Origin of the sequence: Leisingera sp. ANG-DT (assembly GCF_000813785.1) — a bacterium.
In the GTDB taxonomy this organism is placed as follows: domain Bacteria; phylum Pseudomonadota; class Alphaproteobacteria; order Rhodobacterales; family Rhodobacteraceae; genus Leisingera.
This window is the reverse complement of sequence record NZ_JWLE01000001.1, coordinates 271,725-289,305: the sequence shown is the minus strand read 5'-3', so window position 1 is coordinate 289,305 and position 17,581 is coordinate 271,725. Positions and strand designations below refer to the sequence as shown.

Below are 17,581 nucleotides of genomic sequence, written 5' to 3'. Positions count from 1 at the left end.
TGCCAGAAGCGCCGGCCTGAAAAAGCCAAGAAATAACGATGCTGGCGGTCCCGTTTGCGGCCGCCAGATCTGTTTCTGCACGGGCCGTTTCAGCGGGCGATGACGATATCCGCCTTGAGCCCGCCCAGATCGGCACTTTCGCCCAGCCGCAGGGTGCCGCCGTGGGCGCGTGCGGTATCCGCCACGATCGCCAGCCCCAGCCCGACGCCGGAGCCCCGGTTCTGATTGCGCGCCGGATCCAGCCGGGTGAAAGGCCGCACCGCGTCGCCGCGCTGTTCTGCCGGGATGCCCGGCCCGTCGTCCTCAACCCTGATCCGCATGGATTTGTCGGTCACCGCAACGGAAACCCTTGCGCAGGAGCCATAGCGAACCGCATTGGAAATCAGGTTGGATACCGCCCGCTGCATCGGCTGGCGGCGCAGCATCACCTCCCCCTCGCCGGTCATCTCGCCCAATGTCACCTGCTGCTCCTGGCGCTGCCAATCGCTGATGATCCCGCGCACCAGCTCTTGCGGGTCCACCGGCTCTGGCTCGCTGACCGCCGCGCCGCGGGAGAAATCCAGGAACGCGTCCAGCAGCGCCTGCATTTCGTCGACGTCGCGCAGCATCGGGGCTGCATCCTCCTCGTCCAGCATCGCCAGTTCCAGCTTCATCCGGGTCAGCGGCGTGCGCAGATCATGGCTCACCCCGGACAGCATCAGGGTGCGCTGCTCAATCTGGCGTTCAATGCGGGCACGCATGTCCAGAAAGGCGCTGCCCGCGGCCCGCACCTCTGTCGCGCCGGAGGGTGAGTACGGCATTGCCCGGCCGCGCCCGAATGCCTCTGCCGCGTTGGCCAGCCGTTTGATCGGACGCAGCTGGTTGCGCATGTAGAGGAAGGAGATCATCATCATGAAAAAGCCGAACAGCAGCATTGTGACAATCAACTGGTGCGGCGCTGCGGCAGTCAGCCTGCGGCGGTCAAAGCTCAGCTCCATCAGCCCGTGTGAAGTGCCGAAATAGATCTGCACCATCCGGTCCGGCAGGAACCGCGCCGCCAGAAACCCGGGAAAGGTCTTTTGCATTTCCTCGCGCACCACCCGGCCGGAAAACTCGATCAGGCTGAATTCATCCTCCGGCAGCGACGCACCGGGCGGCAGAAACTGCGCCTGCATCTGCAAGGGCTTCAGTAGCGGAGCGATCTGGACCAGCGCCGTCTCCTGGTCCGGTGCTGCATCCGCGATCTGGCGCAACAGCTCCATCTCGCGCTGGATGGTTGCGGTCATCTGCACCGTCACGTCCTCCAGGTCGCGCTTGATGAACACAACAGAGATCACGATCTGCAGCGCCACGATCGGCACCACCAGGATCAGGGCCGCCCGGGCATAAAGGCTGCGCGGCATATATCGTTTGAGCCATTGGAAGAACATGGGCTAAGCCTATAGGGCGCCGGGGAAAGAGGGAAGATTGCCCGGGCCGGGAAATCATCAATGAGGCAGCACCATGCAGGCACCGGACGACTTCAACCCGCAACCCGGACTGGCCGAGGAGCTGGAGCCGGGTCTGCGCCGCATCCTGGCGCCGAATCCGTCGCCGATGACCTACCGCGGCACCAACACCTATCTCTTGGGCACCGGCGGTCTGGCGGTGATCGACCCGGGGCCGGAGTCTGACGCGCACCTTGCCGCTATCCTTGCGGCAGTGCAGCCCGGCCAGCAGATCACCCATATCATTGTCACCCACAGCCATTTGGACCATTCGCCGCTGGCCCGCGGCCTGAGTCAGGCCACCGGCGCGCCGGTCTATGCCTTTGGCGGGCCGCAGGCAGGCCGCAGCGCCGTCATGTCTCGTTTGGCAAAGGAAGGGCTGGCAGGCGGCGGCGAGGGCATCGACAGGCAATTCGCCCCCGATATCACGGTGGATGATGCAGAGGTCATCAGCGGCGACGGCTGGGATTTGGAAGTGATCCACACCCCCGGCCACCTGGGCAACCACATAGCCCTGGCCTGGAACGACGCCTGCTTTACCGCTGATCATGTCATGGGCTGGGCCAGTTCGCTGGTGTCGCCGCCGGATGGCGACCTGACCGATTTCATGGCGTCCAGCCGCCGCCTGCGGCAGCGCAGCTGGCGGGTCTTTCATGCGGGCCACGGAGCGCCCATTCATAATCCGCAAGAACGGCTCGACTGGCTGATTGCCCACAGGGAATCGCGCGAAACCGCCATTCTGGCTGCTTTGGCCCAAGCGCCGGCCACCGCCCGCAGCCTGGCGGAGCAAATATACACCGGCACCCCGCCTGCCTTGCTGAAGGCCGCGGAGCGCAACGTCTTTGCCCATCTGGTGGACCTCACAGGCCGTGGCATGGCAGAGCCTCAAGGCGCCCTGTCGGCATCGTCGGTCTTTGAGTTTTCGAAGGGCTGAATTTTTTCAAAAAAAAGTGCCCGCTGCCCTCTGGACGCCCATTTGCGGGAACGCTATACGGCACGGACCGTTCCGGCGTAGCTCAGCGGTAGAGCAGTTGACTGTTAATCAATTGGTCGTAGGTTCGATCCCTACCGCCGGAGCCATAATAAGCCCTCAAGCCTCAACCGCTTGAGGGCTTTTTTGCATTTACAGACTCCTGCTGCTGCCCTTCGGCGGTTGCACGCTTTCCAAGCTCATTATGTCTATATATATAAGCAATAAGAAAATTTATTGGAGGCAGCATGGCCGCACCCCGTGCAAACATGAGCTACCGCGATATCAAGCAGGTCGTGCTGGACCGGATTCACAACAAGATCTGGGCGCCGGACAGCCTGCTGCCCAGCGAAACCGACCTCGCCGAAGAATTTTCAAGCACCCGCACAACCGTCAACAGGGCGCTGCGGGAGCTGGCGGAAGAAGGTTACCTGGAGCGCAAGCGCAAAGCCGGCACCAGAGTCCTGAATTCACCGGTCAGAAAAGCACAGTTTGCGATTCCGCTGGTCCGCGATGAGATCTCGGAAACAGGGGCAGAATACCGGTATGCCCTTGTCGAGCGCGCGGTCATGCCCGCGCCGGGCTGGCTGTCGGCCAGGATGAACATCCCGCAAGGCCGCGAAGTGCTGCACCTCAGATGCATGCATTATGCCGACAACACGCCGTTTCAGTATGAAGTCCGCTGGATCGTGCCCGACAGCATTCCAGAGGTTCTGGAGGCGGATTTCTCCCGCTCCGGCCCCAATGACTGGCTTGTGCAAAAGGTGCCATTCACCAATCTGGAGCTGAGTTTTCTGGCCACCAAGGCCGACCAGTCCGTTGCCGAATTTCTCGACACCCAGGCCGGCGATCCGATCTTTACTGCCGAACGCATTACATGGCTGCGCGGCGAGCCGGTGACGCTGGCCAAGCTGTTCTTTGCACCGGGGTACAGGATGACAACCCACCTTTGAAATGGAAACAAATGGGGGACCGGCATCGCCCTCGCGGCGTCCGCCGGAGCGAAGCCAGGCGCAGCGAAAAAAATTGCTGCCGGATGAGAATTTCCTCTGGACGCCGCAGGCCGGAAATCCTATACGACGCCACATGTTCCGGCGTAGCTCAGCGGTAGAGCAGTTGACTGTTAATCAATTGGTCGTAGGTTCGATCCCTACCGCCGGAGCCAAAGAATTCAAGGGCTTAGCGATCACTCGCTAGGCCCTTTTCTTTTGCGCTTCAAACAGGCCGGGCAGCCGCCGCACTGGCTGGAGCCCCGGGAACAATGCTTTTTGGCGCCGCCAGGCTGCCCCTGCCACTGGCGGCGCGCATCGAAGAATTAGCTGTTGGGACGCACCCGGGCAGCGGTCTTGTTGGCAAAGGCCTCCAGCCGTTCCCGGGCTGCGGGCTGGGTGTTCACCACGCCCGCCACCACTGCTTCGGCATAAGCCGCATCCATGCCGGACATATTGTTCAGATGGCTGATTGCCGAACAGATCGCATAGTTGGTCAGCGGCAGGTTTTCGGCAATCTTGTCCGCAAGCTCCAGCGCTTTGTCGAAGCTGGAACCTTCGGTGATGTATTGCGCCAGGCCCAGATCGACGGCCTCCTGTCCCTGATAGACGCGGCCGGTCAGAATCATGTCGATCATCCGGTATTTTCCGATCATATCAGAGACCCGGATGGTGGCGCCGCCGCCAGTGAAGATACCGCGCTGGCCCTCGGGAAGCGCGAAATAGGTGCTCTGGTCAATTACCCGGATATGGGCGGCGCTGGCCAGTTCCAGCCCGCCGCCGACAACCGCGCCCTGCAGCGCGGCGATAACCGGAACGCCGCCGTATTCCATCTTGTTGAAGGCTTCATGCCAGCGCAGGCACACATGCATGAAATCGTCGGGGCTGCGGTCAGCCTTCCAATGCTCGACCAGATCGAGCCCTGCGCAGAAGTGGTCGCCCTTGCCTGCCAGCACCACGGCCTTCACGCCATTGCGGTGGGCATTGCTGAAGAAGGTGACCAGCTCCTCGATTGTTGCGGTATCCAGCGCGTTGCGCTTGGTGGGGCGGTTCAGCCGGACGATGCTGACGCCATTGTCTTGCTGTTCGATTTCAAGGTTTTCATAAGATTGCGTATTTGCCGCTTGGGTCATGGAGTTGGCCCTTTCTTAGTTTTCCAGCACAGAGCCGTGCCGCTAGTGTTAAGTATTCAAAAGTTGACTGCGGCATCGCCCAGGCTGGTACTGCCTTCGGTGATACGCAAGTGTTCGGCGCCGCATTCCACCAGGATGTGCTGCGCATAGAAGACTGCCGTAGCGATCTTCTGCGTCATGAAGGCCGTGTCCTCGTTCTGCTCCAGCTTGGTGCTGGCCGCCAGGACGGACCGGCCCAGCTGCCATGCGGCAGCAAGATTGCCGGTCAGCATCAGGAACGGCACGCTGCCGCCATAGGCCGCGTTGGGGTCCTTGCCGGCAGTTTCCAGCAGCCAGGCCAGACTGGCCTCAAACATCTGGCGCGCCTCACTCAGCCGTTTTGCCACGGCCTGCGCCTGGGCATTGCCACCCTGCAACGCCTGCTCAGTCTCCTGCACCAGCCCTGCAAAGCGGCGGGCAGTTGCGCCGCCGTCCCGCAGCACCTTGCGGCCCAGAAGGTCGTTGGCCTGGATAGCCGTTGTGCCCTCATAGATCGGCAGGATCCGCGCGTCGCGGTAGAACTGGGCAACACCGGTCTCCTCGATGAAGCCCATGCCGCCGTGCACCTGCACCCCAAGGGAAGTGACTTCCAGAGACCGCTCGGTGCAGAAGGCCTTGACCAGCGGCACCAGAAACTCGGCCATTTCCTCAGCGTCGGAACTGCCCTGCTTGGCCAGGTCCAGCCAGCCCGCAGTGGCAATCGCCAGCGCCCGCCCGCCTTCGGTCAGCGCCCGCATCCGCAGCAGCATCCGCTGCACGTCCGGGTGGCGGATGATCGGCGCGGCATCTTTGGTGCTGCCATCCACCGGGCGGCTTTGCACGCGGTCCTGTGCGTATTGCAGCGCATGCTGACAGGCGCGTTCCGACACAGCAACACCCTGCACACCCACGGCAAAGCGGGCGGCGCGCATCATCACGAACATATACTCCAGCCCGCGGTTCTCCTCGCCGACCAGGAAACCGGTCGCGCCATCGTATTCCAGCACGGCGGTCGGGCTGGCACGAACGCCCAGCTTGTGTTCCAGGCTAACACAGGTGACTGCGTTGCGGCGGCCCAGCGTGCCGTCTTCCTCCACCAGGAACTTGGGCACAATGAACAGGCTGAGCCCCTTGGGGCCAGCCGGCGCATTCGGGGTTCGGGCCAGCACCAGGTGAATGATGTTCTCCGTCAGCCCGTGCTCACCATAGGTGATGAAGATCTTGGTGCCGGACACTGCAAAAGTGCCATCCCCCGCCGGTTCCGCCTTGCAGCGCACCCGCCCCAGATCGCTGCCTGCTTGCGGCTCGGTCAGGTTCATGGTGCCGGACCATTGTCCGGAGATCATCCGCTCCAGGTATTTCTGTTTCTGCGCATCCGATCCGGTCAGCAGCAGCGCCTCCACCGCGCCATCGGTCAGCAGCGGGCACAGGCCAAAGCTGAGGTCCGAAGCATTCAAAATCTCGGTCGCAGCCGCTGCAGCCGCCCGCGGCAGGCCCATGCCGCCGAACTTCTCCGGATGCGGCAGGCTTTGCCAGCCCATCTCTGCAAATTGCTCATAGGCCTGGGAGTAGGGCTCAGGCAGCACAGCCTCTGCCCCCTTCAGCCGCGCTCCGGCCTCATCCCCGACCCGCGACAGCGGTGCTATGACGTCTGAGCAGAAGCGCCCAAGCCCGTCCAGCGCTGCCTCCATGTCCGCGAGGTCGATGCCGCCGGTTGAGGCCCCTTCCGGCTCGGGTGGCAGGTGTTCAATGTTGAACATGATGTCGCGAATGGGCGCCTGGTAGGTCATTTCCGTGGCTCCGGATTATTGTTCCTTCATGCCAGATACGCGTTGTAATGGTGCTATTCCACGTTCATTACAGACAAAATCCTTTCAAAAAATGACAAGAATCGCATTCACGATGCAGATCCCGCCGCCAGATTCCTCCAGCCTTGCAACAGTGTCACCGCAGTTTGCCGGAGACTGGCTGCACGCGCTGCGCAAATGCAGCGAGGAAGGACAACTGGCGACTTTCCTGCAACGGGCCGGGCTGCATCTGGCGGAGGGGCAACTGACCCATCGGGTCACGCTGGATCAGATCGTACGGCTTTATCAGATTGCCGCAGTTGAAACCGGGGACGAGATGACGGGCCTCTGGAGCCGGCCGGTAAGGCCCAGGGCCTTGCAGCATCTGCTGACAACCGTGCGCGAAGCCAGCACGCTGCCCGCCGCCTTGCACCGGTTTTCCACGTTCTGGAACCTGCTGCTGGACGACTACCGGGTCGACCTGACAGAAGATACCACCAGCACCGGCCTGCAACTGGTGCCCCAAGGCAGCCAGCCTGCGCAGCGGTTCGGGCACATGCTGATCCTGAAACTGGCGCACGGGCTGCTGTCGTGGCTTGCTGGATATGAAGTGCCGGTCCGCGCTGTGCAGTTCGCCTTTGAACGCCCCGCGTTTGCCCAGGACTATGCGGTCATCTTCCCTGCCCCTGTCAGCTTTGGTGCGCAGTGGTCCGCGATCGACTTCGACACCGGCTCCGCTGGATTGCCCGGCCACCGCAGCAATGCAGAACTGAACGACTTTCTGGCCCGGGCGCCTCGCGACTGGATTTTCACCGGGTTCCGCGAACACACCCAGTCGCTGAAAGTACGGGAATTCCTGTACCGGAGCAGCTGGGAGAATTGTCATCTTGCGGACGCAGCAAGAGCGCTAAGCGTCACCCCGCGCACGCTGATGCGCCGACTGGATGCTGAGGACACGTCTTTTCAGGCCATCAAGGACGGGCTGCGCCGCGACCTGGCAATACGCGACCTGCAATCCGGCCTGAAAAGCATCGAGGAAATCTCGCAGGACACCGGGTTTTCCTCCACCGCCAACTTTCACCGCGCTTTCCGCCGCTGGACCGGCGCACCGCCGAGCGCCTACAGGTCAGCGGCAATCTGAGTGCAGCCGTCCCCTCACCCCAGCGCCGCGGGCAAGCGCGCATAGCCGCGAAACCGGATCCGTCCGCCCGGCACTCTCCCGGGCAAAATGCGGTAGTCCGGAAACCGGCGCAGCAGGCGCTCGATGGCAATCTTGCCCTCCAGCCGCGCCAGCGTCAGCCCGACACAGACATGCGGACCTCCAGCAAAGGCCAGATGCCGGTTCGGTGTACGGGCGATGTCAAATTCCGCAGGGTTTTCAAACACGCCCGGATCGCGGTTCGCCGCCCCGATCACCAGATGCAGGTTGGTCGCAGCAGGCACCCGGATGCCGCCGATCTCCGCCTCTGCGGTGGTTTCCCTATTGCCCAGCTGGTTCGGAGAGCGGAACCGCAGTACCTCCTCCACCGCGGGCTTTATCAGCTCCGGTTCTTCCAGCAAGCGCCGCCGTTGCTCTGGATGGTCGTTCAGCAGCGCCAGCCCGTTGCCGATCAGGTTCGTGGTGGTCTCATGACCTGCATTCAGGATGAAAATGCAATTCTGGATCAGCTCGATCTCACTAAGGGTCCCGTCTGCCCCCTCGCCCCGGATCAGCCGGGTCAGCACGTCGGTCTCAATGTCGCCCGGTCTGGCCCGCCGCCGTGCGATCAGCTCTTGCAGGTAGTCCTTGAATTCCTCCACTGCGCGGTGCCCCGCCGCCAGTTGGGCCTCTCTCAGCGCAGGCTCCAGCGCGCCGAGGATCGCCAGCGACCAATCCCGCAAGGGCGCCCGTTCCTCCAGTGGGACATCCAGCAGATTGCCGATGATCTGGATCGGAATGGAGGCAGCGAAATCCCCTATCAGATCCACCTCGCCGCTTCCCGCCATAGAGTTCAGCAAATGGTCGACGGTCTCAATCAGCCCCGGCTCCATCCTGGAAATCGCCCGCGGTGTCAGGGCAGAGGTCATGATCTTGCGCACCCGCGTGTGCAAGGGCGGGTCGGAGAACACAAGCGAGGTGGTGTGATGCTCAAACAGCGGCGAACCCGCGCCGTATTTGGGTGCAAAGACGCGTTTTTTGTCCGAGGAAAACAAAGTGGTATCACGGTAAATCCTGTCCAGATCCGCATGGCGGCAGACCAGCAAGGACCCGTCCGGCTGCGGCAGCACCGGGGCATCGTGCAACAAGGCATCGTAGTAGGGGAAGGGATCCGCAATAAACCCCTCTGGCGGGTTCGCCAGGTCAAATCCCTCAACGCTCACAGGCCTGTACGCTGCATTGCTCATCCTTCGCCCTCCTGCCGGTTGCTCCGGTAGCGTTTCCGCAGCAAATGAGACTGTCAATCACCCATTCCGGCGCGGAACCCAGCGTCAAAGTGCCGGATAACAATGACAACGATGCAAGATTTCCGCGTGACAACAGAAGATCGCGCAGATAGAAACAAACCATGAACACAGCCATCTCCTCCATCCGCAACCTCGGCCCCGCCTACGAGGAAGCCTGCCACCGCGCAGGTATCACCTCCGCCGAAGAGCTGCGCGCGATTGGTGCCGATGCAGCCTATGCCAAGCTGTTGCAAACCGGCAGCCGGCCGCATTTCATCGGCTACTACGTGCTGGTGATGGCCTTGCAGGGGCGGCCCTGGAATGACTGCAAGGGAAAAGAAAAAGAAGAGCTGCGCAAACGCTTTGAAGCGATCAAGGCAGAGACGCGCCCGCAACACAGCTCCAAACTGCTGGCGGAACTGGACGCCATCGGCGTGCGTGCAACGCCTGCGGATTTGAAGACGCTCTAACCCCCCGGGCGGGGCCAGGGTCAGGCGATTGCAAGGCCGCGAAAAACCAGCCAGCTGGTAAGACTGCAACCTTTTCCAGCGCTGCAGCGTTGTGTCTCCAAGGACAGTCGCTTCCAAGGGAGATCCGGCATGGACCTGATCCGCATCATATTCGCAGTCATTTTGCCGCCGTTGGGCGTGTTCCTGCAGGTGGGCCTGGGCAAGCATTTCTGGCTGAACATTCTGCTCACGCTTCTTGGCTACATCCCCGGCATCGTTCACGCGGTCTGGATTATTGCAAGGACACCGCGCCATGCCTGAACTGTCGGAATATCAGCAAAAGCGGTTGCTGAAACTTGAGCGCCTTGCCCATCGTATGGACCGCGCCTTCCGCGTTCCGGTTATTGGGGTGAGGATAGGCTGGGACAGCATCGCAGGCCTGGTGCCAGGCATCGGCGACGCGTTTGCCCTGCTGCCTGCCGGCTACATCCTCTACTCCGGATACCGCATGGGCGCCTCCGCCCCGGTGCTGGCCCGGATGGCCGCCAACTCAGGCATCGACGCGCTGATCGGCGCGGTGCCGCTGCTGGGTGACCTGTTTGATGCGGCCTGGAAGTCCAACACCCGTAATGCAGCGCTGCTCCGCCAGCACCTCGAGGACCGGGCAGGCAGGCGTGAACCATTGCCGAAACGCCTGGGACGGAGAAAGTTTTCCAGCCTGAGCGCTCCGCGGGAGCTGCGGGCGTCCCCGGCCTACGCCGCCAGACCGGCCCGGCAACAAAATCAGCCGGGGATCCGCCAGCACCCGCTGGGCAGGCCGTTTTCACAATAAAAGAAGGGCTGCAACCCGGAGGTTGCAGCCCTTCTAGATCCGGATAAGCCTGTGGCTTAGCCGACCAGCTCAAGGCCGGAGAAGAAGTAGGCGATTTCAACCGCTGCGGTTTCCGGTGCGTCGGAACCGTGAACGGAGTTTTCACCAACCGATTCAGCGAACTCAGCGCGGATGGTGCCGGCCGCGGCGTCTGCCGGGTTGGTGGCGCCCATGACTTCGCGGTTCTTCGCGATGGCGTTCTCGCCTTCCAGAACCTGTGCAACGATCGGCGCGGAAGCCATGAATTCGCACAGTTCGTCGTAGAACGGACGCTCGGCGTGCACCTTGTAGAACTCGCCCGCTTGCGCTTTGGTCAGGTGGATGCGCTTCTGCGCCACGACGCGCAGGCCAGCTTCTTCAAACTTGGCGTTGATTGCGCCGGTCAGGTTGCGGCGGGTTGCATCGGGCTTGATGATCGAGAAAGTGCGTTCCAGTGCCATGGGGCAGACTCCTGTGCTGAAAAGCCGGACGTCATGCCCGGCCCGTTACGAATTGCCGCCCCGATAGCATGGCTCTGTGACAGGATAAAGAGGGGATTGCGCAGCTTTGACGCAGCTGCTGCTTCGGGGTTGCAATTATCTGATTGTTTTTGTCAGATACCACAGCGCGAACAGGGTTGAAACTTGAAACAAGGTTGAATGATGAAACCTGCATTTGCTCTGATCGCCTGCCTCGCAGCCGCCCCGGCGGTTGCCGCTGAAACTGCCATGTCAATGACATACGGCCTTTTCGAAACTGCTATCGCCCACACGGATCTGGACAGCTGTCCGGCGCAGCTCGCCAAACCGGACACCTTCTGCCGCGCCACCCTGAGCCATGACGAGATCCACGTCTTTGCTTTCAGCCGTGATGGTGAGAGCCCGCTGGTCGGATTTGCATCCTACTCCTTCGATGAACTGGCCCGGCATCTGAAATAGCAGCTCATGATGGGGCTGCCAGCCGCCGCCAGCTCCCCTCCCCCATTGACAACACCGCAGCACTGCCGCAGTGCTCGGTTCATGTTACGTATCAGCGATATTTCCTATGCGGTCGAAGGCCGCCTCCTGTTCGATGGCGCCAGCGCCACGATCCCCACCGGACACAAAGTCGGATTGGTCGGCCGCAATGGCACCGGCAAGACAACGCTGTTCCGGCTGATACGCAATGAGCTGTCGCTGGAATCCGGCAGCATTTCCCTGCCCAGCCGGGCGCGGATCGGCGGGGTGGCACAGGAAGCCCCCGCCTCGGACGTGTCGCTGATCGACACGGTGCTGGCGGCCGATACCGAACGTGCCGAGCTGATGGCGGAGGCGGAAACCGCACAGGATCCGGGGCGGATCGCGGAAATCCAAACCCGCCTTGCGGACATTGACGCCTGGTCGGCCGAGGCCCGTGCTGCCTCCATTCTCAAAGGGCTCGGGTTTGACTACGAGGCCCAGCAGCGCCCCTGCTCCGACTTCTCAGGCGGCTGGCGGATGCGCGTCGCGCTGGCGTCAGTGCTGTTCTCCCAGCCCGATCTGCTGCTGCTGGACGAACCGACCAACTATCTGGACCTCGAAGGCGCATTGTGGCTTGAGGCCTATCTGGTGAAATACCCGCACACGGTGATCATCATCAGCCACGACCGTGAACTGCTGAACCGCTCGGTGAACGGCATTCTGCACCTCGAAGACCTTGGCCTGACATTCTATTCCGGCAACTATGACCAGTTCGCCCGCCAGCGCGCCGCCAATCGCGCCAATCAGGCCGCCCTGGCCAAGAAACAGGACGCCCGCCGCGCCCACCTGCAGGCCTTTGTGGACCGGTTCAAGGCCAAGGCCAGCAAGGCAAAACAGGCGCAAAGCCGGGTGAAGATGCTGGAGAAGATGGAAACCATCCGCGCGCCCGAAGACGCCGCACGCACCGTGTTCACCTTCCCCGAACCGGAGGAGCTGTCGCCGCCGATCATCGCCACCGAGGGGGCATCGGTCGGCTATGACGGCACCACGATCCTCAGCCGGCTGGATCTGCGCATCGACCAGGACGACCGCATCGCGCTGCTGGGTAAAAACGGCGAGGGCAAATCCACCCTCTCCAAGATGCTTTCGGGGCGCCTGGACGTGATGACGGGACGGATGACCCAGTCCAGCAAACTGCGGATCGGCTTTTTCGCCCAGCACCAGGTGGATGAGTTGCACATCGACGAAACACCGCTGCAGCATCTGCAGCGCGAACGCCCCGACGAGGGCCAGGCCCGGCTGCGCGCCCGGCTGGCCGGTTTTGGCCTTGGCGCGGATCAGGCTGATACCGCGGTGGGCCGTCTCTCCGGCGGCCAGAAAGCACGCCTGTCGCTGCTGCTGGCCACCCTTCCCGCGCCGCACCTGCTGATCCTTGACGAACCGACCAACCACCTGGACATCGAAAGCCGCGAGGCTTTGGTTGAGGCGCTGACAGCCTACTCCGGCGCAGTTATTCTGGTCAGCCACGACATGCACCTTCTCAGCCTAGTGGCGGACCGCCTGTGGCTGGTGTCCGGCGGCACTGTAAAGCCGTTTGAGGGCGACCTGCCCGCCTACCGCGACCTGCTGCTGACACGCGACAAACCAGCGGGCAAACCCAAGGCAGACAAGCCCAAGCGCCCTTCCCGCGACGCTATCCTGGCCCTGCGCGCCGAGGTCCGCAAAGGTGAGGCACGGCTCGAAAAAGTCAGCGAGATGCGGGACAAGCTGGCCCAGAAGCTGGCAGACCCCGCGCTGTACGAAGAAGGCCGCAAGGATGAGGCTGTTGTCTGGCAGCGCAAATATGCCGAAGTGATGGAAGCGCAGGACCGCGCCGAGGATCTTTGGATGAAGGCAGTTGAGAAACTGGAAAAAGCCGAGGCACAATGATCGACACTGCATTTCTGATCACCTCTTTTGTTACCTTGTTCGTCATCGTCGACCCGATCGGCCTGACACCGGTTTTCATTGCCCTGACCCAGGGCATGTCCTCCTCCCGCCGCCGCTCCATAGCACTGCGGGCAACAATTACGGCTGCGGTCCTGCTGGCGATCTTTGCTGGATTTGGCGAAGCAGTGCTGGGTTTCATCGGCATTTCAATGCCCGCTTTCCGGGTGGCTGGCGGCGTCCTGCTGTTCCTGACCGCCCTCGACATGCTGTTCGAACGCCGCAACAAGCGGCGCGAGGACCGCAGCGAGGAAGATGACTTCGACGATCCTTCGGTCTTTCCGCTGGCAATCCCGCTGATGGCTGGCCCCGGCTCCATCGCCACGGTTATCCTGCTGACCGGCCAGCAGCCCGGTTTCGCGGGCTTCGCCATGGTCATGGGCGTGGTGATCGCGGTGCTGGCGATCCTCTTGGTGATGTGCCTGTTCTCCGGCCTGTTCGAACGGATGCTGGGCAAGACCGGGATCACTGTTGTCACCCGGCTTCTGGGCATGCTGCTGGCGGCACTTTCGGTGCAGTTCGTTCTGGACGGCCTGCGCGACTTCGGTTTCGCCGGCTAGTATAACGTCCCGCAGCACCTACATTATATCCAGGAGGTGAGCGCATGGGCGAATATGAAATCGGACGGTTTATCTATCTGATCATCCTGCTGGTTGCAGTCGGGTCATGGGTCTTTGTCCAGAACCGCCAAAGCCTCGGCAAGACGCTGCAGATGTTTGCCGTCTGGGGCTTCATCTTCCTCGGTGTGATCGCCTCTTACGGGCTGTGGGAGGACATCCGGCAGACCGTCCGGCCGCAGCAAAGCGTGGCGATGGATGCCGGCCGGGTCGAGGTGCCGCGCTCTCCTGACGGCCATTACTACCTGACGCTTGAAGTGAACGGCGCGCCAGTCGAGTTTCTGGTCGATACCGGCGCCAGCCAGGTGGTGCTGAATGAGCGCGACGCGCAAAGCGCAGGCATTGATACCGGCAACCTCGCCTATCTCGGCCGTGCCAGCACCGCCAATGGCGAAGTGCGCACTGCCTCTGTCTGGGTGGATGAGATTTCGCTGGGCGGCATTACCGACAAGGATTTGCGCGTTTGGGTCAATCAGGGCGAACTGGATCAATCCCTGCTGGGCATGGGCTACCTGCAGCGCTGGTCCAGCATCGAGATCCGCAATGGTGCGCTGGTACTGACACGCTGACGGCCGCGTGCCACGCATCCCTGTCGTGTGCAATGTATTGAGGCGGATCAAGGAACTGCGTCTGCATGACCCTTAGATTGGAAGCCAGAAAACCAATCAGAGAGGAGCAAGCCGCCGTGACAGATGACGAGCTCAAGCAACTGCAGCAAAGCTACACCAAGCTGAAGGAAGAAACCGGCAGATCGCCAGCCTATTTCTATGACGCGCTGTTCCGGCATGCGCCTGAGTTGCGCAAGCTGTTCCGCGAAGACCTGGAAGGCCAGGGCATGAAATTCATGACTACACTGGGCGTGATTATTGCCAGGCTGAATGATGAGAGCGCCGTAGCCCCGCAATTTCAGCAGCTCGGCAAAACACATGCGTCTCTTGGCGTCCTCACTGACCATTTCGCCCCAATGGAAGAAGCGCTGATCGACACCCTGCGCCATGCGCTCGGCAAGGAAATGACCCTTGAGCTGGAGACGCTGTGGCGTTCGGCCTTCAAGGAAATTTCCGTCAAGATGATCGAACGCGGCGAAATTCCGGGTCACTGACCCGCGCAACTGAACTGCACCACGGCAGCGGCGTTACCCGTTGCCGGGTTCAGCCGTGATGAAACCTTTGACGGGGTAGACCCGTCCGAACGCGCCCGGGTTGCTTTCCAGCCGGACCGCGGACCAGTCATTCTTTTCCGACACATCAACCACCGCCATGCCGAGCGAGATTCTGTTGCGGTGCCAGTTGGCGTGATTGACCCGGATCCTGCGCGCATCCTCAACCTTGGAGACCACCGCGACATGCCCCAGCGGGTTGGAGCGGGTGGCGCTGAACGCCATCACGGCACCTGGTTCCGGCTGCTTGCTGCGATTGTATTGCCCCGTGGCTTGCGCCCACCAGGTCTTTGCATTGCCAAAGATTTCGATTCCGCTGGCATTGCGGGCAAAGGGCACACACCAGACACGGCGGCCCTTGGACTGGAGGTACTGAACTTCCTGAACCGCATACTCCAGCCGCGCGGCCTCAGCCTCTGCCCGGCTTACTGATCCATTCTGAACATCGCCGCAATTGGCCAGAAAAAGAAGGCCTGCGCCGGCAATAGGAAGCAGCCGCAGCCGCTTGACCACCTGTCGAAAAATCATCTGTCCCCCAGTGTCCTGGCCTGTTTCCGGTTGACCGGAATTTTGTGCTGGAAGGGATAATGGGCGCGTGACGAAAAATCGAGAAATTGTTGCCCTTGCGAAACATTTCACACAAGCTATCGGCAAAATTCCGCCGACATCGGGGTGCGACAAACGGATATCCGCCTATTTCTCGGCCTTTTTTTCCCAGCGGCCGCTTTCCTCGGACCAGTACTGGGCGGAACAGCCCGCATCCGTCAGGGCCTTCCACTGGGTGCGCGCGTGCTGAACGGCCTCGGGGTCGGTGCCGTCAAACAGGATGCAGACCCGGTTCAGCGCCTGCACTTCTTCGGCACTGACAGCGGCGCCATCCACCGCCATCACGCACTCCGGATTGTTGGCCGCCTCAGGGCCCGCCGTCAGCAGGATGGGCTGCAGCGCGTCATGGGGGCCGCCCGCCAGGCCATGAGCCCGGAAACTCTCTTCGGGCCCCTGCCACAGGCGGTCATCCAGCCAGGCCATACGCTCCGGATCGCGCCCGCGCACCGCAATGCGCCAGCCCGCCCCGCGCGCCTTGTCAAGAAGGACCGGCAGGGTCTCCTCCAGCGGCCTTTGCGTCAGATGGTAGAAAAAAGCGGCTCCCATAACGGCTTATTCCGCCTCGAACTTATCCGCGACCAGCCGGTTCAGCGCCATCACGCCCCAGCCGGTGGCCCCCTTGGGCGCATAGTCCGTGTCCTTGCTGACCGATGCCACGCCGGCGATATCCAGATGGATCCAGGGCATATCGTCTTTGATGAACCGCTGTAGGAACTGCGCCGCAGTAATGGAGCCCGCAGGGCGGCCGCCAACGTTCTTCATGTCGGCAATGCGGGATTTAAGCTGCTCGTCATAGGCCTTGCCCAGCGGCATCCGCCAAGCGCCCTCGTCCTCAGACTTGGCAGCCTTCAGGAAGGCATTGCACAGGTCATCATCATTGGAGAAGACACCGGCGTTTTCATGCCCCAGCCCGATGATGATCGCGCCGGTCAGGGTTGCCAGATCGATCACGCCCGCGGGCTTGAAGCGCTCCTGCGCGTACCAAAGCACGTCGCACAGCACCAAACGGCCCTCGGCGTCGGTGTTGATGATCTCGACGGTGTCGCCCTTCATCGACTTCACCACATCGCCCGGGCGGGTGGCGTTGCCCGACGGCATGTTTTCCACCAGCCCGACCAGGCCAACCACATTGGCCTTCGCCTTGCGCAGCGCCAGCGCCCGCATGGTGCCTGCCACCACACCGGCGCCGCCCATGTCCATGGTCATCTCTTCCATGCCCGCCGCCGGCTTGAGGGAGATACCGCCTGTGTCAAAAACAACGCCTTTGCCGACCAGAGCCAGCGGTGCGGCATCCTTGGCGCCGCCCTTCCATTGCATCACTGCCACCTTGGATGGGCTGTCGGAGCCTTGCCCGACGCTCAGCAGCGTGCGCATGCCCAGCTTTTCGAGGTCAGCCTCTTCCAGGATCTCGACCTCCAGGCCAATGTCCTTCATGTCTTCGATGCGGCGGGCAAATTCCGTGGTTGTCAGCACATTTGCGGGCTCATTGACCAGATCACGGGTCATATGAACGCCTTCAGCTACCGCCAGCAACGGCGCGCAGGCGGCTTCCAGATCCGCCGGAGCCTTGGAGGCGACCACCACTTCGCCTTCGGCCTTGTCGTCCTTCGGCGACTTGTGATTGTCGAAGGCATAGTCCCGCAGGGCCATACCCATTGTCAGATCCGCGGCTTTGTTCATGCTGCCAGCCATGACGGTCAACCGCTTGCCAGTAGCCCCCTTGACCAGCTTGGCGCCCGCCTGCCGCGCCTCCACCGGCGTCAGCTTGCGCGGCAGCACCAGCACGTCCAGCGCCTCGGCCTTCATGCCTGCGGGCCAGTTCAGTGAAATGACATCACCTGCCTTGGCCTTTTTGAACCCTTCGGAATCGATCAGCCGGGCAATGGCGCCCTTGGCCATCCGGTTGGCGCTGCGCGCGGCCTGATCCATGCTGCCTTCAGGGGTCACCAAGACCGCCACCCGGCCGGTCATCTCAGCCATTGCCTTGGGGTCGTATTCGGCAAAACGGATCGGGGTAAGGCTGCTCATTCTTGCGCGCTCCTGCTGAAAATCGTTTGGTTCTTGGCTCCAGAGGTATCCTGCAGAGCGGCGGTTGGAAAGACCCGGTTGCGCTGGCCGGCACCTGCGGTCCACCGCCGATTGCCGGACGGGGCGAGAATGCAGTTTTCCCCGCCAATCAAATCCACTAA

General features: G+C 62.1%; 19 protein-coding genes and 2 tRNA genes. 13 read left to right on the top strand and 8 right to left on the bottom strand.

Annotation, left to right across the window (positions count from 1 at the left end):
* Positions 1 to 89 precede the first annotated feature (89 nt).
* Entirely contained in the window at positions 90 to 1,409 is a 1,320-nt protein-coding gene (locus RA21_RS01450) for an ATP-binding protein (RefSeq protein WP_039145671.1), read from the bottom strand.
* A 73-nt stretch (positions 1,410 to 1,482) separates the two neighbouring features.
* Here RA21_RS01450 and RA21_RS01445 point away from each other — a divergent pair, with 73 nt between their 5' ends.
* The 4 genes from RA21_RS01445 (at position 1,483) to RA21_RS01430 (ending at position 3,601) form a co-directional block, all read left to right on the top strand.
* Complete coding sequence (locus RA21_RS01445) at positions 1,483 to 2,400, top strand: MBL fold metallo-hydrolase (RefSeq protein ID WP_039145670.1); 918 nt, start codon at positions 1,483 to 1,485, stop codon at positions 2,398 to 2,400.
* Between the two features lie 71 nt (positions 2,401 to 2,471).
* Positions 2,472 to 2,546: transfer RNA gene (locus tag RA21_RS01440), tRNA-Asn, on the top strand.
* A 138-nt stretch (positions 2,547 to 2,684) separates the two neighbouring features.
* The gene (locus RA21_RS01435; RefSeq protein WP_029205094.1) at positions 2,685 to 3,389 is read left to right on the top strand and encodes a GntR family transcriptional regulator; all 705 of its coding nucleotides are present in this window, start codon (positions 2,685 to 2,687) and stop codon (positions 3,387 to 3,389) included.
* Between the two features lie 137 nt (positions 3,390 to 3,526).
* Positions 3,527 to 3,601 (top strand) — tRNA-Asn (locus tag RA21_RS01430).
* 150 nt (positions 3,602 to 3,751) lie between these two features.
* Here RA21_RS01430 and dmdD read toward each other — a convergent pair.
* Both dmdD and RA21_RS01420 read right to left on the bottom strand, forming a co-directional pair.
* The gene (dmdD, locus tag RA21_RS01425; protein WP_019298514.1) at positions 3,752 to 4,558 is read right to left on the bottom strand and encodes a methylthioacryloyl-CoA hydratase; all 807 of its coding nucleotides are present in this window, start codon (positions 4,556 to 4,558) and stop codon (positions 3,752 to 3,754) included.
* Between the two features lie 56 nt (positions 4,559 to 4,614).
* Entirely contained in the window at positions 4,615 to 6,366 is a 1,752-nt protein-coding gene (locus tag RA21_RS01420; protein ID WP_039145667.1) for an acyl-CoA dehydrogenase, read from the bottom strand.
* A gap of 91 nt (positions 6,367 to 6,457) precedes the next feature.
* On the opposite strand from RA21_RS01420, the gene RA21_RS01415 reads away from it, so the two are divergent.
* On the top strand, positions 6,458 to 7,504 hold the full coding sequence (locus tag RA21_RS01415) for an AraC family transcriptional regulator (protein ID WP_052257563.1): 1,047 nt from the start codon (positions 6,458 to 6,460) through the stop codon (positions 7,502 to 7,504).
* A 14-nt stretch (positions 7,505 to 7,518) separates the two neighbouring features.
* Here the strand turns inward: RA21_RS01415 and RA21_RS01410 are convergent, their stop codons facing one another.
* Positions 7,519 to 8,748, bottom strand: coding sequence for a cytochrome P450 (locus RA21_RS01410; protein ID WP_039145662.1), 1,230 nt, complete (start codon positions 8,746 to 8,748; stop codon positions 7,519 to 7,521).
* Positions 8,749 to 8,909: 161 nt separating this feature from the next.
* On the opposite strand from RA21_RS01410, the gene RA21_RS01405 reads away from it, so the two are divergent.
* The 3 genes from RA21_RS01405 (at position 8,910) to RA21_RS01395 (ending at position 10,068) form a co-directional block, all read left to right on the top strand.
* A complete protein-coding gene (locus RA21_RS01405; RefSeq protein ID WP_039145661.1) occupies positions 8,910 to 9,257 on the top strand; it encodes a TfoX/Sxy family protein in 348 nt (115 codons plus the stop codon).
* Between the two features lie 129 nt (positions 9,258 to 9,386).
* Complete coding sequence (locus tag RA21_RS22190) at positions 9,387 to 9,557, top strand: YqaE/Pmp3 family membrane protein (RefSeq protein ID WP_019298519.1); 171 nt, start codon at positions 9,387 to 9,389, stop codon at positions 9,555 to 9,557.
* Entirely contained in the window at positions 9,550 to 10,068 is a 519-nt protein-coding gene (locus tag RA21_RS01395; RefSeq protein WP_039145659.1) for a DUF4112 domain-containing protein, read from the top strand. Before RA21_RS22190 ends, RA21_RS01395 begins: the two co-directional genes overlap by 8 nt.
* Before the next feature lie 56 nt (positions 10,069 to 10,124).
* On the opposite strand, the gene ndk is transcribed toward RA21_RS01395, so the two are convergent.
* On the bottom strand, positions 10,125 to 10,547 hold the full coding sequence (ndk, locus tag RA21_RS01390; protein WP_019298521.1) for a nucleoside-diphosphate kinase: 423 nt from the start codon (positions 10,545 to 10,547) through the stop codon (positions 10,125 to 10,127).
* 198 nt (positions 10,548 to 10,745) lie between these two features.
* Between ndk and RA21_RS01385 the strand changes: the two genes are divergently transcribed.
* The 5 genes from RA21_RS01385 (at position 10,746) to RA21_RS01365 (ending at position 14,729) form a co-directional block, all read left to right on the top strand.
* The gene (locus RA21_RS01385) at positions 10,746 to 11,024 is read left to right on the top strand and encodes a hypothetical protein (RefSeq protein ID WP_039145657.1); all 279 of its coding nucleotides are present in this window, start codon (positions 10,746 to 10,748) and stop codon (positions 11,022 to 11,024) included.
* An 81-nt stretch (positions 11,025 to 11,105) separates the two neighbouring features.
* Positions 11,106 to 12,953 carry an ABC-F family ATP-binding cassette domain-containing protein gene (locus RA21_RS01380; protein WP_019298523.1) on the top strand — a complete coding sequence of 616 codons (1,848 nt, stop codon included), beginning with the start codon at positions 11,106 to 11,108 and terminating at the stop codon, positions 12,951 to 12,953.
* Positions 12,950 to 13,570, top strand: a complete 621-nt coding sequence (locus tag RA21_RS01375; protein ID WP_019298524.1) for a MarC family protein — start codon at positions 12,950 to 12,952, stop codon at positions 13,568 to 13,570. Before RA21_RS01380 ends, RA21_RS01375 begins: the two co-directional genes overlap by 4 nt.
* Before the next feature lie 44 nt (positions 13,571 to 13,614).
* Positions 13,615 to 14,196 (top strand): retropepsin-like aspartic protease family protein, encoded by a 582-nt coding sequence (locus tag RA21_RS01370; RefSeq protein ID WP_039145656.1) that lies wholly within the window; start codon positions 13,615 to 13,617, stop codon positions 14,194 to 14,196.
* A gap of 116 nt (positions 14,197 to 14,312) precedes the next feature.
* A complete protein-coding gene (locus tag RA21_RS01365) occupies positions 14,313 to 14,729 on the top strand; it encodes a globin domain-containing protein (RefSeq protein WP_039145654.1) in 417 nt (138 codons plus the stop codon).
* 33 nt (positions 14,730 to 14,762) lie between these two features.
* On the opposite strand, the gene RA21_RS01360 is transcribed toward RA21_RS01365, so the two are convergent.
* From RA21_RS01360 to RA21_RS01350, 3 genes are all read right to left on the bottom strand, one after another.
* Entirely contained in the window at positions 14,763 to 15,314 is a 552-nt protein-coding gene (locus tag RA21_RS01360; protein ID WP_019298527.1) for a CHAP domain-containing protein, read from the bottom strand.
* 165 nt (positions 15,315 to 15,479) lie between these two features.
* Positions 15,480 to 15,938, bottom strand: coding sequence for a DNA polymerase III subunit chi (locus RA21_RS01355; RefSeq protein ID WP_019298528.1), 459 nt, complete (start codon positions 15,936 to 15,938; stop codon positions 15,480 to 15,482).
* 6 nt (positions 15,939 to 15,944) lie between these two features.
* On the bottom strand, positions 15,945 to 17,420 hold the full coding sequence (locus RA21_RS01350) for a leucyl aminopeptidase (RefSeq protein ID WP_039145652.1): 1,476 nt from the start codon (positions 17,418 to 17,420) through the stop codon (positions 15,945 to 15,947).
* Positions 17,421 to 17,581: the final 161 nt, after the last annotated feature.

Bases quoted from the DNA above. Each gene is read 5' to 3' on its own strand.
- RA21_RS01445 (WP_039145670.1), top strand. From the start codon at position 1,483: ATGCAGGCACCGGACGACTTCAACCCGCAACCCGGACTGGCCGAGGAG.
- RA21_RS01395 (WP_039145659.1), top strand. From the start codon at position 9,550: ATGCCTGAACTGTCGGAATATCAGCAAAAGCGGTTGCTGAAACTTGAG.
- RA21_RS01350 (WP_039145652.1), bottom strand. From the start codon at position 17,420: ATGAGCAGCCTTACCCCGATCCGTTTTGCCGAATACGACCCCAAGGCA.
- RA21_RS01380 (WP_019298523.1), top strand. From the start codon at position 11,106: ATGTTACGTATCAGCGATATTTCCTATGCGGTCGAAGGCCGCCTCCTG.
- RA21_RS01410 (WP_039145662.1), bottom strand. From the start codon at position 8,748: ATGAGCAATGCAGCGTACAGGCCTGTGAGCGTTGAGGGATTTGACCTG.
- RA21_RS01370 (WP_039145656.1), top strand. From the start codon at position 13,615: ATGGGCGAATATGAAATCGGACGGTTTATCTATCTGATCATCCTGCTG.
- RA21_RS01385 (WP_039145657.1), top strand. From the start codon at position 10,746: ATGATGAAACCTGCATTTGCTCTGATCGCCTGCCTCGCAGCCGCCCCG.
- dmdD (WP_019298514.1), bottom strand. From the start codon at position 4,558: ATGACCCAAGCGGCAAATACGCAATCTTATGAAAACCTTGAAATCGAA.
- RA21_RS01375 (WP_019298524.1), top strand. From the start codon at position 12,950: ATGATCGACACTGCATTTCTGATCACCTCTTTTGTTACCTTGTTCGTC.
- RA21_RS01435 (WP_029205094.1), top strand. From the start codon at position 2,685: ATGGCCGCACCCCGTGCAAACATGAGCTACCGCGATATCAAGCAGGTC.
- RA21_RS01415 (WP_052257563.1), top strand. From the start codon at position 6,458: ATGACAAGAATCGCATTCACGATGCAGATCCCGCCGCCAGATTCCTCC.
- RA21_RS01450 (WP_039145671.1), bottom strand. From the start codon at position 1,409: ATGTTCTTCCAATGGCTCAAACGATATATGCCGCGCAGCCTTTATGCC.
- RA21_RS01360 (WP_019298527.1), bottom strand. From the start codon at position 15,314: ATGATTTTTCGACAGGTGGTCAAGCGGCTGCGGCTGCTTCCTATTGCC.
- RA21_RS01420 (WP_039145667.1), bottom strand. From the start codon at position 6,366: ATGACCTACCAGGCGCCCATTCGCGACATCATGTTCAACATTGAACAC.
- ndk (WP_019298521.1), bottom strand. From the start codon at position 10,547: ATGGCACTGGAACGCACTTTCTCGATCATCAAGCCCGATGCAACCCGC.
- RA21_RS01355 (WP_019298528.1), bottom strand. From the start codon at position 15,938: ATGGGAGCCGCTTTTTTCTACCATCTGACGCAAAGGCCGCTGGAGGAG.
- RA21_RS22190 (WP_019298519.1), top strand. From the start codon at position 9,387: ATGGACCTGATCCGCATCATATTCGCAGTCATTTTGCCGCCGTTGGGC.
- RA21_RS01405 (WP_039145661.1), top strand. From the start codon at position 8,910: ATGAACACAGCCATCTCCTCCATCCGCAACCTCGGCCCCGCCTACGAG.